At 71.0% G+C, this 16,312-nt stretch carries 13 protein-coding genes; all 13 read right to left on the bottom strand.

Annotated features, from left to right (window positions below; translation table 11 throughout):
• Positions 1-230: 230 nt before the first annotated feature.
• The 13 genes from LXT21_RS11240 to LXT21_RS11180 all read right to left on the bottom strand — a co-directional run bounded on the left by LXT21_RS11240 (position 231) and on the right by LXT21_RS11180 (position 16,310).
• Positions 231-1,571: an SH3 domain-containing protein gene (locus LXT21_RS11240; protein WP_254038107.1), complete on the bottom strand. Its 1,341-nt coding sequence runs from the start codon at positions 1,569-1,571 to the stop codon at positions 231-233.
• Between the two features lie 96 nt (positions 1,572-1,667).
• On the bottom strand, positions 1,668-2,840 hold the full coding sequence (gene larC / locus LXT21_RS11235) for a nickel pincer cofactor biosynthesis protein LarC (protein ID WP_254038537.1): 1,173 nt from the start codon (positions 2,838-2,840) through the stop codon (positions 1,668-1,670).
• A gap of 5 nt (positions 2,841-2,845) precedes the next feature.
• Positions 2,846-3,598, bottom strand: coding sequence for a nickel pincer cofactor biosynthesis protein LarB (gene larB / locus LXT21_RS11230; RefSeq protein ID WP_254038106.1), 753 nt, complete (start codon positions 3,596-3,598; stop codon positions 2,846-2,848).
• Positions 3,599-3,622: 24 nt separating this feature from the next.
• Positions 3,623-4,222 carry a chemotaxis protein CheC gene (locus LXT21_RS11225; RefSeq protein WP_254038105.1) on the bottom strand — a complete coding sequence of 200 codons (600 nt, stop codon included), beginning with the start codon at positions 4,220-4,222 and terminating at the stop codon, positions 3,623-3,625.
• The gene (locus tag LXT21_RS11220) at positions 4,219-6,747 is read right to left on the bottom strand and encodes a chemotaxis protein CheA (protein WP_254038104.1); all 2,529 of its coding nucleotides are present in this window, start codon (positions 6,745-6,747) and stop codon (positions 4,219-4,221) included. Before LXT21_RS11220 ends, LXT21_RS11225 begins: the two co-directional genes overlap by 4 nt.
• Positions 6,748-6,796: 49 nt before the next feature.
• On the bottom strand, positions 6,797-7,171 hold the full coding sequence (locus LXT21_RS11215; RefSeq protein WP_046716503.1) for a response regulator: 375 nt from the start codon (positions 7,169-7,171) through the stop codon (positions 6,797-6,799).
• Positions 7,172-7,246: 75 nt separating this feature from the next.
• A complete protein-coding gene (locus tag LXT21_RS11210; RefSeq protein WP_046716504.1) occupies positions 7,247-7,669 on the bottom strand; it encodes a chemotaxis protein CheW in 423 nt (140 codons plus the stop codon).
• Between the two features lie 15 nt (positions 7,670-7,684).
• The gene (locus tag LXT21_RS11205) at positions 7,685-8,368 is read right to left on the bottom strand and encodes an MmcQ/YjbR family DNA-binding protein (protein WP_254038103.1); all 684 of its coding nucleotides are present in this window, start codon (positions 8,366-8,368) and stop codon (positions 7,685-7,687) included.
• A complete protein-coding gene (locus LXT21_RS11200) occupies positions 8,365-9,708 on the bottom strand; it encodes a methyl-accepting chemotaxis protein (protein WP_256571540.1) in 1,344 nt (447 codons plus the stop codon). Before LXT21_RS11200 ends, LXT21_RS11205 begins: the two co-directional genes overlap by 4 nt.
• A gap of 116 nt (positions 9,709-9,824) precedes the next feature.
• Positions 9,825-10,775 (bottom strand): thiamine-phosphate kinase, encoded by a 951-nt coding sequence (thiL, locus tag LXT21_RS11195; protein WP_254038101.1) that lies wholly within the window; start codon positions 10,773-10,775, stop codon positions 9,825-9,827.
• A 28-nt stretch (positions 10,776-10,803) separates the two neighbouring features.
• Entirely contained in the window at positions 10,804-12,501 is a 1,698-nt protein-coding gene (locus tag LXT21_RS11190) for a hypothetical protein (RefSeq protein WP_254038100.1), read from the bottom strand.
• A gap of 110 nt (positions 12,502-12,611) precedes the next feature.
• A complete protein-coding gene (locus LXT21_RS11185; protein ID WP_254038099.1) occupies positions 12,612-14,504 on the bottom strand; it encodes a Hint domain-containing protein in 1,893 nt (630 codons plus the stop codon).
• A gap of 198 nt (positions 14,505-14,702) precedes the next feature.
• A complete protein-coding gene (locus LXT21_RS11180; RefSeq protein WP_254038098.1) occupies positions 14,703-16,310 on the bottom strand; it encodes a hypothetical protein in 1,608 nt (535 codons plus the stop codon).
• Between the last annotated feature and the right edge of the window lie 2 nt (positions 16,311-16,312).

Raw genomic sequence — 16,312 nt, 5'->3', positions numbered from 1 at the left:
AAACGCGCCCGCGACCGTCCCCCCGGGCGTAGCGGCGAGCCGAAGGCGCCCCCTCGACTCCCTCTTCGAGCCGGAGGAAAAGCGCGCCCGCTGCGACGACCCTCGAGCCGAAGGCGTCCTCGTCGAGCCAGCAAGGCACCGCGCGCGGTTGTCACGCGCCCAGGCCGTCGCTGCGTTCGCGCGGACCGCTCCCTCTTCGAGCCGAGGAAGCGGTCGCGCGCGCACGACGACTACGCGCTGGGAGTCTCGGTCTCCGAGGTGCTCGCCCCATTGACGGCGATGGCGCCCGCGTTGCCCCGCATGAAGGCATCCAGCTCCGAGGGCGTCAGCTCGATGGGGCTCGCCGTCGGCTTCGTGTGCGCGGGGTCGCAGACGATGAAGTTGCCCTCGGGCGTCCTGCCCACCACGGCGACCAGGTGCATGGTGGAGCCGTGCTGGCCCTTCCACGTGTCCGCCTTCTGGTGCCACTCGTTGGGCACGCCATTCTTCAGGTCCGGCGCGCCGTCCCCATCGCTGTCGACGTAGAGGTTCCCGTTCTCCGGGTTCACCAGCGCCTCGGGCGTCCCCTCCGGGGCCTTCTTCGTCTCCACGAAGGTGCCGGAGATGACCACGGTGCTGCCGTTGTCGATGGCCGTCATGATGGCCGTCGAGTTCGCGGCCACGTTCGCCGTCGTCCCACCCGCCGCGGCCACCGCGTTCGCCACGTCCGTGAAGCCGGTGAACGTGGAGTTCTCGTTGCCCTTCCCATCCAACGAGTACGCCAGCGTCCCGTCCTCCTTCGTGTAGACGCCGTCGCTGCCCGAGTCATCCGCGTGGTTGCCCCAGTAGCGCACCGCCTGCACATCCGCGCCCGTGGTGCCGTTGTGCTCGATGCCCGGGATGTCCGGAATCTCGAGCCCCTCGTTGAGCAGCGCCGTCAACGTGGAGGAGGGTCCGCAGTTGGCGTTGCTGGCGTCACCCCCCACCTCCTTCTCGGCGGCGAACTGGTCGACGAAGACGCTCTGGTACGCGGCGGCGGCCGGCGTCGTCGTGCCCCCGGTGCTCGCCGGCTGCGCGGCCTCCTCCGCCGTCAGCTCCCGCGTGTACTGGGCGCTCACCCAGCCCGTCTCCCCTCCAGGCCCGCTCACGTAGACGAAGCCGTTCTGCTCCGACGAGCCCCCACCCGGCGGCGTGGCCACCTCCAGCCGCGCGCCCGTGGGGAAGCTGCCCTTGGGCTTCTGGGTCGTCCCCGCCTCCGGGCGGAGGTTCAACGTGTCCCCATCCGCGGCCACCGCCAGCTTGTCCCCCGGCTGCACCTGACCATCCCCCTGGGTGCCAGAGACCGGGGTGGCGGCGGTGTTCTTCGTGGGAGGCGTGACGACGGCCGGGTTGGCGAGAATCACCGTCGGCGGCGGCATGACGTTCAGCGCCACGGGCGCCCGCGCGGGCTTGCCCTGCTCGAACGAGGACACGGCGAAGTCCACCGCCGCCTTGGCCGCCGGCTGCATCGCGGGCGGCACCGCCTTCTGGACGGTGGCGTTCGCCACGGTGCGGATGATAGGACCCAGGCTCCTGCGGATTGCATCTGTCATGTAATTTCCCCCTCTGCTGAAAACATTCTACTCGAAATGTTTTCGCATGACCAGGGTCCGGCGTTCATCCGTCATCTGGACGCGGGGTGAAGCACGTCAGGAGGGCAGGCCGAGCGCCACCAGCGCGGCGGCCACCACCTGCTTCACGGGGACACCCGCGGCCTCGGCGACGCGGCGGCAGTCCTCGAACTCCGGATGCGCGTTGAGGACGGCGCCATCGCGCAGGCCCCGCTTCACGCGGACGCGGCCCCACGGCGTCTCCACCTCCACCCAGTCGCGAGCCAAAGCCTGACGCTCGACGCGGTGGTAGCGCACGCCCAGGGACGTGGACTCGCGCAGGAGCAGGTCCACCACGGTGTCGCGCAGGCCGCCCTCCACCAGCGCGCTCAAGAGGTGGCCCGGGCGGCTCTTCTTCATCACGACGGGCGCCACCCACGCATCCAGCGCGCCCACGGCGAGCAGCCGCTCCAGCAGGTGCCCCAACAGCTGCGGCGTGGCGTCGTCCAGGTTCGCCTCCACCACCCACAGGCCCTCGGTGCGCGAGTCCTCCAGCCGCCCCAGCGACGCGCGCAGCACGTTGGGCCGGTCCCGGAAGTCCTTCGTGCCCACGCCGTAGCCCACCTTCTCGACGATGAAGTCGGGCGGGTGGCCGATGCGCGTGAGCACCTTGAGCAGCGCGGCGCCGGTGGGCGTGGTCAGCTCGCCCACGCCCTCGAAGCGCACGGGCACGTCGCGCAGCAGCTCCAGCGTGGCCGGCACGGGGATGGGCATCATGCCGTGCGCCACGCGGATGGAGCCGCTGCCCAACGGAGGAGGCGCCGCGTGGACCTCCGGGTCACCCAGCAGCTCCAGCACCACCGCCGCGCCGCAGATGTCGACGATGGAGTCCACGGCGCCCACTTCGTGGAAGTGGATGTCGTCGATGGAGACGCCGTGCACCTTCGCCTCGGCCTCGCCAATCGCGCGGAACACCGCGAGCGCCCGCTCCTTCGCGCGCGCAGGCAGCGTGGACGCGGACTCGATGAGGCGACGGATGTCCGCGTAGGCGCGGTGCGGGTGCGCCTCGCGCGCGTCCAACACCACGTCCAGGTGCGTGCCGCTGATGGCGTGGCGCACCGCGCGGCTCACCGCCAGCTTCCAACCCGGGACGCTCAACCCTCGCAGCGCCGCTTCAATCGCCGCGGGCTCCAGCCCCAGGTCGATGCCCGCCGCCAGGAACATGTCCCCGGCGATGCCGCCCACCGGCTCCAGGTAGAGGATGCGTCGCACGCCGCTCACCGCCGCCCCTTCGTGCGCGAGACGAGCGCGGCGTAGAAGCCCCCGCCGAAGCCGTTGTCGATGTTCACCGTCGCCACGTTGGAGGCGCACGAGTTCACCATCGCCAGCAGCGCGGACACGCCCTTGAAGTTGGCGCCGTAGCCCACCGACGTGGGCACCGCGACGATGGGGATGCCCACCAGCCCGCCCAACGCGCTCGCCAGCGCGCCCTCCATGCCCGCCACCACCACCGCGGCGTGGCACTCCTGAATCTCCTCCCGACGCCGCAAGAGCCGGTGGATGCCCGCCACGCCCACGTCGTAGACGCGGCGCACCTCCGCGCCCAGGGCCTCGGCCGTCACCGCGGCCTCCTCCGCCACGGGGATGTCGCTGGTGCCCGCGGTGACGATGGCCACGCGGCCCGCGCGCACCTTGCCCTGCTTGAGATGGAAGATGCGCGCCACCGGGTGGTACAGGCCCTTGGGGAAGCGCGCCACCAGCGCCTCCGCCTTGTCCGGCTGCAGCCGCGTCACCAGCACCGTCTGCTTGCGCTCCACCAGCGCGCCGACGATGCCCAACAGCTGCTCCACCGTCTTGGGCTCTCCCAGCACCACCTCCGGGAAGCCGAAGCGCAGGTTGCGGTGGGTGTCGAGCGTCGCGTACCCCAGCTCCGCGAAGGGCAGGTCCTTGAGCTTGCCCACGGCGTCATCCACCGAGACGCGGCCCGACTTCACGCTCCCCAGCAGCTGCTTCAGCGCCTTCTCATCCATGGCGCCCCTGTACTCCGAAACGGGCTACACGCCCAGCCGCGCCAGGAGCGCCCGGGAGCTGTCCCGCTCCAGCACCAGCAACAGCTGCCCGCTCACCGGGGGCGTGGCCGCCGCCATGAAGCGCGCCTCCAGCACCACCACTCGGCCGGGGTCTCCCTCCACCTGCCCCACCGCCGCGCCCACCAGCTCGCGAGCGCTCGCCCGCCGCAGCGTGGGCACCGATGGCATCAGCCGCCAGGACGTCAGCTTGCCGATGGCGGACAGGCACGCGCTCGCGACGATGTTCGCCGCCTCCGACACCGCGCTGTCGCGCTCGGCCTGCCCGCACTCCTGCGCGCCGAGCAGCAGCGTCTCCAGCGACTGGGCATCCGAGGCCGGCAGGGCCAGCATCAGCACGCCCCGCAAGGCCCCGGTGATGGCGAGCCAGGCGGCCACCGCGGGTGAATCTCCCCCCAACAACCCCGCGGCGTCCTCGGGGCCGGTGAGCACCACGCGGGGGACGGACAGGTCCACCTGACGTCCACCCATGAGCCGGGAGAGCGCGTTGGCCGCATGGCCGCAGCCGATGTTGGCCACCTCGCGCAGGGCATCGAGCTGAGCATCGCTGGGAGAAGGCAGGCTCACGCGGACAGTAACCTCGGAACATCCAGGATGAAGACCGGACGGCCACTGCCGAGGATGGTCACCCCGGAGAGGCCGGGCAACAGGTCCAGCGGCCGCGACAGCGGCTTGAGCACCACTTCCTCCTGGCCGAGCAGCCGGTCCACACCCAGCGCCACCCGTCCGGAGTCCCCCTCCATCACCACGAAGGGCCGCACCCCGCGCAGGCCCGGCGCCGGCACGCCGACGAGCGAGTCCAGCGCGTGCACGGGCAACAGCGAGTTGCCATGCGGCAGGAGCGCCGTCTCGCGGCTGCGGCTGAGCGCGTCGCTGTCCGCCTCCGTGGCGCCCACCACCTTGGCGATGGGCAGGCCGAAGACCTCCTCGCCCACCTCCACGAGCAGCAGGTGCACCACCGCCACCGTCAGCGGCAGCCGCAGCGTGAAGCGCGTGCCCCGGCCCGCCTCGCTGTCGATTTCGAGCGTGCCACCCACGCTCTCCACCACGCGCTTGACGGCGTCCATGCCCACGCCTCGGCCGGAGATGTCCGTCACGTCCTTGGCCGTGGACACGCCCGGCAGGCACGACAGCATGAAGGCCTCGCGGTCCGTCATCCGCGCGGCGGCCTCCGGGGTGAGCAGCCCTCGCGCCACCGCCGCGGCCTTCAGCTTCGCGGGGTTCATGCCGCGGCCGTCGTCCTCCAGCTCGATGATGACGCGGTCCCGGGCGCGCTTGACGGCCACCAGCACGCGTCCGCGCGGGCCCTTCTTCGCGGTGACGCGCTCCTCGGGTGACTCCAGGCCGTGGTCGATGCAGTTGCGGAGCAGGTGCAGCAGCGGGTCCGCCAGCTCGTCGAGGATGGCGCGGTCCAGCTCGATTTCGGCGCCGGTGATGACCAGGTCGACCTCGCGCTCCTTGCGCCGGGCGATGTCGCGCGCCGCGCGGGGGAGCCGGTCGGTGATGAGCGACAGCGGCGTCATGCGCGCCGTCATCACCTTGTCGTGCAGGTCCTTCACCAGCGTGTGCAGCCGGTAGACGCCCTCCTCCAGCGCGGGGCGCACGTTCTCCGGCAGCACCTTGCCCACCTCGCGCAGGCGCGCCGTGGCGAGCATCAGCTCACCCACCGTGTCGAGGAAGTAGTCGAGCAGCTCCGTGCGCACGCGCACCGTGCGCGACGAGGAGTCCGCGCCCACGCCGCGCCCCGCCTCCGCCACCGACGCCGGAGCGACCACGGGGACGGGGACGGCCACCGCGGGCTTCACCGAGACGACATCCACCTCGGCCACGTTCTTGAGCGACTGCTGGATGCCCGCCTCGCCCACGGACGTCTCCAGCTCCAGCTGGATGTAGCCGTCCGGGATGCGTCCAGCCTTGAGCTCCTCGAGCGCGGGCCGCAGGTCCACCAGCGTGCCCAGCGTGGTGAGCCGCTTGTGCACCAGGAAGGCGCGCACGCCGGGCACCTGGCACGTGGGGGAGATGCGCAGCCGCACCGCCCAACGCTGAGTGCTCCCCTCGGGGCGCTCGCCGGGCAGCGTCGCGGCGGAGGCCGCCTTGAGCGCCGTGCCCAGGTCATTCACGCCCGCGTCGGAGAGTCCGGGCGGAGTTCCGGTGGACGCGTTGCCGTGTGTGGAGGACGCGGGCCCGCCAATGCCGAGCACCTCGCGCACACCGCCGACACCGGGGTCCAGCGAGGTCAGTCGGGGAGGGACTGAAGACTGGGGGCCGAGGTCCGCGCCGCTCGTGCCCGTGGCGCCGTTCGATGGGGAGGATGTGCCGGGAGCAGCACCGGACGCCGAGGCCGGACCGCCCGGTGAACCGTGACCTGGCCCCTCGCCGCCCGGTGAACCGCCAGTCGGGTTCGTACCGCCGGAACCCGCGCCGTTCGCTCCACCCGGGGAGCCCGAGCCATCGCCCGCTCCGCCCGTCGAGCCTGAACCGCTCGGTGAACCCGCCCCCTCATCGGTGCCGCTCGTCGAGCCGGAGCTGCCCGCGCCACTGCCCGCCGCGCCCGCGCCACCCGCGCCCGAACCACCCGCGCCGGAGCCCCCCCCCGTCGAGCCCGAGCTGGAACCACCGCCCGAGCCGCCCGAGGAGTCCCCACCGTCGGAGCCCTCCGGCTTGAGCACGGTCACCTTCGCGACGCGCGTGGCGGTGGGGGCGTGGCCCGTCATCGTGGTGACACGGGCGGCGAGCTGCGCCAGGAGCGGGGCGGCCTCGTCCGGAGGACGTCCCTCGGCCACGGCGCGCACCTGCGCCAGCAGCATGTCCGAGGCGCTCAGCAGCAGGTCCACCAGGTCCCGGTCCAGCCGGCTCCGGTCCTGCCGCACGGCGTCCACCAGGTCCTCCACCCGGTGCGCCAGAATCGCGATGGGCTCGAAGCCCATCGACGACGCCATGCCCTTCACGGAGTGGGCGTGGCGGAACATCGAGTCCACCGCGCTCGAGGAACCCTCACGTTCGAGCTGTACCAGGTCCCTGCCGAGCGCCTCGAGGTGCTCGGTGGCCTCCGAGATGAAGAGGCCCAGGTAACGGGACATGTCCATCGTCATGCCCGACCTCGTCAGAAAGCGCCGAGTGACCGCCCGAGGGCGACGTCGCTCACGCCCCTCCCACTCCCAGGACCTTCTTCACCACACCCAGCACGTCCTCGGCGCGGAACGGCTTGACGATGAAGTCCGAGGCGCCCGCCTCGATGGCCTCCATCACCAGGCTCTCCTGACCGAGCGCGGAGCACATGATGACCACCGCGCTGCTGTCGTGCTTGATGATCTCCCGCGTCGCCTCGATGCCGCTCTTGAACGGCATGACGATGTCCATCGTCGTGAGGTCGGGCTTGAGCTCCTTGTACTTCTCCACGGCCTCCAGGCCATTGGCCGCTTCGCCGACGACCTCGAACCCTCCAGACGCGAAGATGTCCTTGATCATGTTGCGCATGAAGATGGCATCGTCGACGACCAGGACCCGCTTAGCCATGTGAAGAACTCCGCCTCCGAATCGCCTAGCCTAGAGGAGCGCGCACACTAGCATCCGCGCTTTCCAGGGGGCTACTCACTTGGAATGGGTGAACAAGGCAACCACCGCGGCGTCCAGTCCCTCCGGGTCCAGCACGGTCACTCCCAGCCCACCCAGCCGGGCGACGCCACGGATGGCCGGTGTCGACTTCCCCGGCGCCGTGCTCACCCGCTCGACCGCCTCGATTCCATCCACATCCGTCACCAACAGTCCCAGATCCCTCCGGCCGCGGTCCAGAAGAACCACGCGGGAGGGCGGCGAGGCCCCGTCCGGCAACCCCAACAGCTGGCGCAGCTCCACCACCGTCACCACCCGGCCCCGCAGGTTCATCACCCCGGTAATCGCAGCCGGTGCGCGCGGCACCCGGGTGAAGCGCTCCGGAGGCACGACGACCTCCCGCACCGCCGACAATGGCAGTCCGTAGCGCTCCTTCTCCACCCGGAAGATGACGTGCCGCACAGAGGTCGTGTTGTATCAGCTTTGCATCGCGCGGGACGCCGTAGCGCGTCGCGCCGTGCGGGGCCGCTTCACCCCGGGCGCCACTTTCCTCGCGGACGGTTTGCCTGCCGCCGCACTCTTCTTGCCGGGACGCTTCTGCTTCGCGCCCGTCGACTTCGCCTTCGCACTGGGCACCTTCACCTTCGCGCCCGTCGTCTTCGCCTTCGCGCGCGCCGTCTTCGCCTTCGTGGCGGCCGGCTTCACCTTCGCGCCCGTCGACTTCGGCTTCGCGCCCGACGTCGTCGACTTCGACCCCACCGCCTTCGGCTTGCTCGCGGTGGACTTCTTCACCACGGACGCACCGTCGCCCAGGCCCTTGGGCGCCACGGCGCGGAAGCTCTCCTGAATCCACAGGGCCAACAGCTCCACCGGGACCTCGTGTCCGGGGGAGAAGCGCGCCGTCACCCAGCCGCTCTTGCCCAGGCCATAGCCCGTGGGCTCGGCGAACGGGAGCATCAGCGCCGCCTCGTTGGAGGTGGGCAGCTTGGTGGTGACGCGCAACCCCTCCTCGTCGAGCACGAGGATGGCGAACATCTTCCCGCGCACCTTCGCGGTGCGGTGTCCCCAGGGGAACTCCTCCGTGACGTCGGGCAGGGCGAGCATCACCTCGCGCAACCGCGCCTCCGCGGCACCCAAGACGACGGTGGAGCCCTTGCTCATGGCCCCAGGCGGAAGCTGCGCACCACGCTCTGCAGCTCGACGGAGAGGTTGGTCAGCTCGCTGGCCAGCGACGTCATCCGCGACACGGCCGCCGTCTGCTCCTGGATGACGGACTGGATGGCCTCGGTGGAGGCGGCGTTGTTGCGCGCCACCAGCTTGATCTCCTCGATGGCCTTCACCATCTCCTCGCTGCCCTTGTGCTGCTCGCGGGTGCTCTCGGAGATGAGGTGCACCTTCTCGGAGCCCTTGCGGATGGTGTCGGTGATGGCGCCCATGGAGCGCACGATGTTGGTGAGGTCCTCGCGGCCCTCCGCCAGCTCCGCGATGCCCTCCTTCATGGCGCTCACCACGGACGTCGACTGGCCGGAGATGTCCCGCGCCAGCTTGGAGATCTGCTCGGCGGAACGGCCCGCGCTCTCCGCCAGCTTGCGCACCTCGTCGGCCACCACCGCGAAGCCCCGGCCGTACTCACCCGCGCGCGCCGCTTCAATCGTCGCGTTGAGCGCCAAGAGGTTCGTCTGCTGCGCCACCTGGGTGATGGCGTCGACAATCTTCGAAATCTCCTGCGTCTTCTCGCCGAAGGCGAACACCTGCTGGCTGGCGGACTCGATGCGGTTGAAGACCTTCTTCACCTTGTCGCCGGCCAGCCGCGCCGCCTTGGAGCCGTCCTCCGCCGCGCTGCTCGTCTCCGCCGTCGTGCGCGCCGCGTCCTCCGCGCTGCCCGTCGTGCGCTGGATGCTGCTGGCCATCTCCGTGATGACCTTGGAGGCCTTGGACACCAGCTGCGACTGCGTCTCCGCGCCGCCCGCGATGATGTTCATCGACGAGCCCACTTCCTCCGTGGAGCCGTTGACGTTCTCCGCCGAGCGCTGCAGGTCGATGGCCGTGTCGGCCACGCTCTTGGCCGTCTCCTGGATCTTGCCCACCAGCTCGCGCAGGTTCTCCTGCATGCGGATGATGGCGCCCGTCAGCTCGTCGATTTCGTCGCGCGTGCTGCCACCCTCGGCGGCCACGGGCTTGGACAAATCCCCCTGCGAAATCTCGTACGCGGAGTTGCTCAGCACCTTCACGCGCGTGACGCGAGCCAGCAGCGACGGCAGCGCGAAGGCGGCAAGACCGGTGATTCCGATGGCCCCGAGCATCCGGATGGCCACCTTCCACTCCGCCGCCTGGTCCAGGCCCAGCATCTCGACCAGCCCTTGCGCCAGCGGCTCCGAGAGGACCATCCAGATGGTGAGCGCCAACCCCAGCACCACATACCCCTTGGTGATGCTGGACTGGAGGGAGACCACCTTGGTCGTGCGACGCCCGTCCACCGCGGCGCGCACCAGGCGCTGCAGGGGCTCGCGGCGAGGCGTCAATCCAGGGGCAGTGTCGTCACGTAGGGGACGGCGCACGGGATGCTTTCGGGGGAGGGGCGGAAGCGCCCTGGGTTTAGCCTTGCTGTCGGGCAGGGTCAATCCACCCGGGAGGGTTGTCGGAAGTGGTCGAACCCGCCCGGCCGGCGCACGTCACGTCCCGATTCGTCCTGGATCACCCACCCCGCCCCCTCGGAGAGCGTCCCCACGCGCGTCACCGCGTGGCCGCCCCGAGCACACGCCCGCTCGAAGGCCCGCCCCCGGGCCGAGGGGACGGCCAGGAGCAGCTCGTAGTCCTCCCCTCCCGCCAGCGCCCCCTCGGGGCCCAGCTGCCTCCGCACCGCGGGCGACATCGGCAGCTTCGCCAGCTCCACCACCGCGCGCACACCGGACGCGGTGCACAGGTGACCCAGGTCCTGTGCAAGACCATCGGAAACATCCAGTGCAGCGGATGCGAAGCGCGCGGCGAGCTGGCCCAGGGCCACGCGGGGTTGGGGGCGGCGCTGGCGTTGGACGCTGGCGCCGCGCTTCATCCCGGCACGCAGATGGGCCAGTCCCAGGCGCGCGTCGCCGAGCGTGCCGGACACGTAGAGCCAGTCCCCGGGTCGGGCTCCCGCGCGGGTGAGCGGAGGGCGGGACAGCTCGCCGGTGGCGGTGATGGTGATGGACAGCTCGCGCGCGGAGGTGAAGTTGCCGCCCACCAGCGCCACGCGGTGCTCGCGGGCCAGCGCGGCCATGCCCCGGGCGAGCCCCGACAGCTGCGCGGGCGGGAAGTCCCGGGGCAGCGCGAGCGCGCAGACGAACCAGCGCGGCGTGGCGCCCATGGAGGCCACGTCCGAGAGGTTCACCGCGAGCGCCTTGTGACCGATGTCCGCGGGGGAGAAGGACGCGCGGGTGAAGTGCACGTCCTCCACCACGGCGTCGGTGGTGACGCACAGCGCCCCGCGCGAGGGCGCGAGCACCGCGCAGTCATCTCCGGGGCCCACGGGCACCCGGGCCTTCGGGAAGTGGCCGAGGAAGCGGCGGATGAAGTCGAACTCACCAGGCATCGTCCGACAGGAAAGACCAAGGGCGCGTCTATTGGAAGACGCTCAGGCCCACGCCGGGCGCCTCACCCCCGTGCAGCCAGGTGGCCACGGCCCCGCCCTGGGCGCCCACGGCCACGCGCGCGGAGCCCGTCTGCGCGGAGGTCTCCGAGTCGAGCCACGTCGCGGGTCCCCAGCCCCGGCCGAGGACATAGCGACTGGCGGCGATGCGCCGGCCGCCCTCGACCTCCTGGGTCCAGACGGCGAGCGACTCCCACGGGCTCACCGTCGCCACGCGAGGGTCCATGGCGGTGCGCCCCTGGGGCGGCTGGGCCACGTCCTCGCGTGGACGAAAGCCCCGGGAGAACTCGAAGGCTCGACTGGACAGGCGGGTGACGCCGTCGCGCGCGCGCGGCCAGACCACCAGGGTGCGTCCATCCCGCTCCGGACTGGCCTGGGCCGCGCCGGAGCTGCCGAGGACCTCCTCCAGACGCTCGGGCGTGGACCAGCCCGAGCCGGGCACGAAGCGCCGCGCCCACAGCTCCACCTCCACCGCGCCCAGGCCGCTCCACAGCGCGAGCGCCGCGCCGCCCGGGCCCGCCACGGGCTCCGCGTAGAAGCCGTCCACGCCTGGAGGGCTCATCCGCTCCGCGGCGCTCCAGCCCTCGGCGGGGGTCCACCGGCTGAACCACACCACGGGGATGCCCTCCAGCTCATCGAAGCGGTCCCACCCCGCCACCACGTGGCCATCCGAGCTCACCGACACCCGAGGCTCCAGGGAGAAGCCCGGCGCGGGCGTGTCGAGGCGACGCGCGGACTCCCAGCCCGTCGAGGGCGAGCCGCGGGTGCTCCAGACATTCTCGCTGAACGTGTCGCCGTCGAACTGCGTCCAGAGGGCGGTGAAGGTGCCCGCCGGGTCCCGCGCGAGCTCCAGGTGCGTGGCGTCTCCCAGGGGATGCGCCAGCACGCGGTCCGGCTTGCTCCATCCCTCGTCCGGCAGGTACCGCGTGGACCACAGCTGCGTCGCGGCCGAGCCCTCGCTCTGCAGCCACATCAACAGCACGCGGCCGTCGGCGTCGGCGACGACCTGGGGCTGCCGCACCCGGAGCTCGTCCTCCGGGAGCTCGCGGAAGAGGTCCATCTCGAGCGCGGAGGACCAGCCCGTGGTGGGCGTGTACTCGCTGACCCACAGCGCATCATTGAGCCCATCGTTCTCGAGCCACACCGCCATCGCGCGGCCGGACGTCGTGACGGCCACCCGGGGCGTCGCCACCTCCAGGCCCGGCGTCCCCACGAGGCACGGCGTGGCCCACCACGAGCGGCCCGACAGGTCCACTGCGCCCTGTGTCGATGCCACCACGGACGAGCGCCCCGCGCGGGCGCGCGACGACAGACCCGCGACGTCCAGTTCATCCGCGTGCCACGTCGGTACCGTCTCGTTCCGAGCCGACCCCGCGTTGCCCGCCACATCCCTCTCACCCGAGTCCCGCGCCGCCTGCGCAAACACCGCGCGAGTTCGCCACGCCTCGAAGCGCGCGACCGCTCCTGCCGAGCGCGTGAGCCCCACGCGGGCCCGCCACGCATCGAGGCGCTCGGGAGCGCGCACCCGCAGCGGCACCTGACCGGGCCTCCAGGGCACCTGGGCGGCGGGACGCTCCGGACAGAAGCCCGGCGGCGGTGGCCGGGGTGGCGCGTCTCCGCAGGCCAGCAAACCCATCACCAACACACTCATCGCCACCGTGTTCCGCATCCGCGCTCCTGTCGTCACCCGGTTGTATCTCTTGCCCACCCAGACAGAACGCCCCACCGGCGCGAGCCGCGTCGGTGGGGCGACGGTGCTTCGTTCCTCGAAACCGCGGACTAGCGCTGACCCGCCACGAACGCCGGAGCGCGGGCGTAGTCCTGGTGCCACGAGGCCGGCAGGCGCTCGAGCGTCTCGCGCGAATCCGCCACGGGCGCCGTCAGCTCGCCCTGCATCGCGTTGTCACCCACGCGGAAGCCGTTGGCGAACATCGTGTTCGCGTGCTTCCCCGCGCGCGCCAGCTCCTCGGTCGTCCCGAGGCTGAAGTTGTAGACCTTGCCCGTGTACTTCTCGCGCGTGACGGACGTCAGCGTGGCCACGCCCTCGCGGGTGCTGACCTGGTCCGCCACCTTCAGCTTGCCAGCCGCCAGCGGCTTGCCGTCCGCCATGATGACCGGGTGCTTGTCGGTGAGGCTGACCGCGTGGCCCTTGTCGTCACGCAGGTTCACCATCGCGTCGCGCTCGCCACCCACCTGGATGTCGCGCACGGTGAGCAGGTCACCCTTCGCGTTCGTCACAATGCGCTGGCCGCGCTTCACCGACTCCACCGGGACGACGCTGCCATCCGCCAGCACCACCGTCGTGCCCTCCGCCATGCAGGAGTTCCACACCTGCACGCCATAGCGATAGCGCGAGTCGGACAGCATGCGCACCGTCACGGACGCCGGCGTGTTCGCCGCCGTGCCGCAGTTCACCTTGGTGCTCACCGTGATGACGTACTCCACCGGCTGGTTGATGATGGTCTGCATCGCGCAGTTCTCCACGCCCGTGCCCGCGATGGACGTCTCCCGCGTCAGGTCCGCCAGCAGCGTCACGCTCGCCGTCTGGCTGTTGATGGAGCCGGCGAGGAAGGGCGTCAGGTCCGCCTGGCTCATGCAGGTGCCGCCCGTGATGGGCTTGACCAGACGCACCTTGGAGCCCGGGAGGATCTCCTTGATGACGCAGGCGATGCCGTTCTTGCTGCCCGCGTTGAAGACGAACTTGGTGGGCACGTAGACGTGCGACCAGTCCCACGCGCGCGTCAGGGGGAAGTTGTTGGCGGCATCCCCCACCCACGAGGCCGTGACCGCGGGGTTGCGCAGCGCGATGCTCGTCGGGGGGTTGCCGCCCGAGGGCGCCAGCGAGGCCCCCACCGCGGCGTAGTCACAGTCGATGCCGCCGCGCATCTGGCACAGCTCCGTGTTCAGCTTGCCGCTGGTGGGCACCGACAGGCGCGGGTGCTCGAGCGCCAGGTCCGCGCCGCCCGTCGTCGTGCTCGACTGGCCGCGCACGAAGGTGACGACCTCCTCGCCCGTGTTCTCGTTCATGGCGATCATCATCGAGTCGAGGATGACCTGCCGGTCCTGGTTCACCGGGATGGCCGGCCGCACGATGACGTCGTCGAAGCTCTGGCCGGCCGCGTACTCCTCGCCGGAGGCCGAGTCCACCACCGTCGTCTGCGTCTCCGCGTTGTTCGCGTTGAAGGCGACGATGTCCGTGTACACGTAGCTGGCGCCGTTGAGGCACGCCGCCCAGGGGTTGCTCTCGTAGACGCGCACCGCGCCGCTGGTGACGCCGCGGGTCAGGTTGAGGAAGTGGTCACAGCCCCAGTTGTTGGCCAGGGGCGCCGCCTGCGTGCCCGCGCTCTTGTGCGCCAGGGCCTTCCTCTGCGCCAGCGCCAGCCGCTCGAAGAGGCGGGGCGCGTTGGCGACCGTCTTCCCGGAGCCGCGCAGGCGGTTCATCACGAAGCGGTACTGGGCCGGGTCGGCCAGGTCGATGGCGATGCTCTCGCCACCCGCGCCCCGGGACTTCTCCTCGAAGACGCGGCGCATGTACTGCGAATCCTCCACCAGCGTGGCTCCGTCCAATCCCCGGTCCGGGGAGCGCAACGGACCGGCCCAGGCGGACGTCGCGAGCGCGACGAGCGGCAGGGCCGCGGTAACGGGCACCGAGAAACGCGAGCACGGCTTCATGTGTAACCCCCTCTGCTGCAGTGGACTGCCGACGACAACCACACCGACGACACTCAGACCTGCGTGTGGACCGCTGCCCCCCCATCGGGCCCGCCGGGTGCGGGGTTCCCGGAAGGCCCGCTCATGACTGGTACGGCGAGGCGTCCCGACGGGCGCGGGGGTGCGACGACCGCCCGCCGGGACACCTGGAGTCGCTGACTACTGCGCGTTGCACGCCAGGCCGCAGACGTCCTGCGCGGCCTCCACGCAGATGACGTCCCAGGAGCCCGTGCAGCAGAACGGGTCGCCCTCGCACACCGCCTCCGCGCACGGCGAGCAGTGGGTGGCGATGGGGTTGCCCGGGTTGCACACGTTGTGGCACGGGCGCGGACGGCTCAGGTACGCCTCGAGCACGGCCTTGCGGTGCGGCAGGAAGACGTTCGTCAGCGCCGGGGAGATGCGGAAGCGCGTGCCCTCGGGCCCCTCCTCCGTCAGCTCGCTCACGTGGGTGAAGCCCAGCGAGTTGGGCCACACCACGCCGCCGCCCAGGTTGTTGCCGTTGCTCAGGTCATGGCAGCCCGCGCACGACAGCGCCTTGGCGCGGGAGACAATCTGGTTGGGCGTCAGCGTGCTGCCGATGCGCGTGAGCTCGGTCTGGATGAGCGTGCGCAGCGCGGAGGCGTTGTTGCCGAAGTGGAAGGTGTAGTTGTTCTCCGTGCCCTGCGCGTCGGACTGGCCCGCGTTGAACTGGTCCTGCACGTCCATGTTGAAGAGGTTGACGTCGTTGCGGGCGAGCGCCTCCACCTGGCTGGCGAAGAAGAAGCGGAAGTCCTCGGCGCGATTGTGCGTGGACGTGGGGCTGAACAGCGGGCCGAACGGGTTCACCTTGTCCGTGGAGAGGATGGCCCTCAGCGACGTGCACGTGCCGGCCAGACACGTCTTCTGCAGCTTGAACTCACGCAGGAGCCAGTTGGCCTGCATGAACTGGTTGGTGCGAATCTGGCCCGCGACGGTCGCCGTGTCCGCGCCGTAGTTGTCGATGTGCACCACCGGCCGGAAGCCCGGCAGGCCCTGGAGGTAGAACGTCCGCAGCTGCTGGGTGCGCGAGGCCACGTCCGGGTTGGTCGTCAGCCGCTGCCAGAACTCCGCCACCGGCAGACACCCGTCCAGCCCCTCGTCCGGGTGGGGGTTGGGCAGCACGGCCTCGAAAATCATGAAGTTGCGCTGGACGGCGCTGTTCTCACCGGACCTGCGCGCGAAGACGATGCGGTACTCACCGCAGTTGGAGCCGTCCGCGGGCGCCAGGTCGAAGCGGTTGAACAGACCCACCGCCCGGTAGCCCTGCGTCGCGTTGTTGAACGGGTCCTGGCCGGCCTGCGCGCCCTCCGCGTTGCGGCACTGGTACGGGAAGCTGTTGAAGATGGAGGTCGAGCCCGACAGCTGGTCGTTGCAGTGCTGGTTCGGGTTGACCTGGCCCGGCGTCGGGTTCTGCGTGTCCCAGAGCTGGCGGTAGAGCTTCAGGCCCGTCATCCCCGCCACGCCGCTCTGCACGGCGAGCTGGTCCATGACCTCGCGCAGGGTGAAGTTGTTGACGATGGCCGTCTCGGTGACGATGAGCGAGCGGAACGTGTTGACCGTCACCGTGCTCATCGCCGACTTGTCGCCCGAGGCGAGCAGGAGGCCGATACCGCCGCGCTCGGAGTGCAGCGGCGCCGGCCGCGCGGAGGGTGGGGCCTCGGCCTCCACCACGTCCTCCTGCGTGCTACAGCCGGCGAGAGCCAGAATCGATGCCAAAGCAAGACACGAGCGCCGGATGCGCTTGTCCATAT

The organism is Myxococcus guangdongensis (genome assembly GCF_024198255.1).
Taxonomy (GTDB): Bacteria; Myxococcota; Myxococcia; order Myxococcales; family Myxococcaceae; genus Myxococcus; species Myxococcus guangdongensis.
The sequence above is the reverse complement of the archived record's forward strand: the minus strand, read 5'-3'. Positions and strand labels throughout refer to the sequence as shown.

What these genes read in the sequence shown, in the direction of transcription:
- LXT21_RS11180 (WP_254038098.1), bottom strand. Translation starts at nt 16,310, where the DNA reads ATGGACAAGCGCATCCGGCGCTCGTGTCTTGCTTTGGCATCGATTCTG.
- LXT21_RS11240 (WP_254038107.1), bottom strand. Translation starts at nt 1,571, where the DNA reads ATGACAGATGCAATCCGCAGGAGCCTGGGTCCTATCATCCGCACCGTG.
- LXT21_RS11185 (WP_254038099.1), bottom strand. Translation starts at nt 14,504, where the DNA reads ATGAAGCCGTGCTCGCGTTTCTCGGTGCCCGTTACCGCGGCCCTGCCG.
- LXT21_RS11205 (WP_254038103.1), bottom strand. Translation starts at nt 8,368, where the DNA reads ATGAGCAAGGGCTCCACCGTCGTCTTGGGTGCCGCGGAGGCGCGGTTG.
- LXT21_RS11220 (WP_254038104.1), bottom strand. Translation starts at nt 6,747, where the DNA reads ATGACGATGGACATGTCCCGTTACCTGGGCCTCTTCATCTCGGAGGCC.
- LXT21_RS11190 (WP_254038100.1), bottom strand. Translation starts at nt 12,501, where the DNA reads ATGCGGAACACGGTGGCGATGAGTGTGTTGGTGATGGGTTTGCTGGCC.
- thiL (WP_254038101.1), bottom strand. Translation starts at nt 10,775, where the DNA reads ATGCCTGGTGAGTTCGACTTCATCCGCCGCTTCCTCGGCCACTTCCCG.
- LXT21_RS11215 (WP_046716503.1), bottom strand. Translation starts at nt 7,171, where the DNA reads ATGGCTAAGCGGGTCCTGGTCGTCGACGATGCCATCTTCATGCGCAAC.
- larB (WP_254038106.1), bottom strand. Translation starts at nt 3,598, where the DNA reads ATGGATGAGAAGGCGCTGAAGCAGCTGCTGGGGAGCGTGAAGTCGGGC.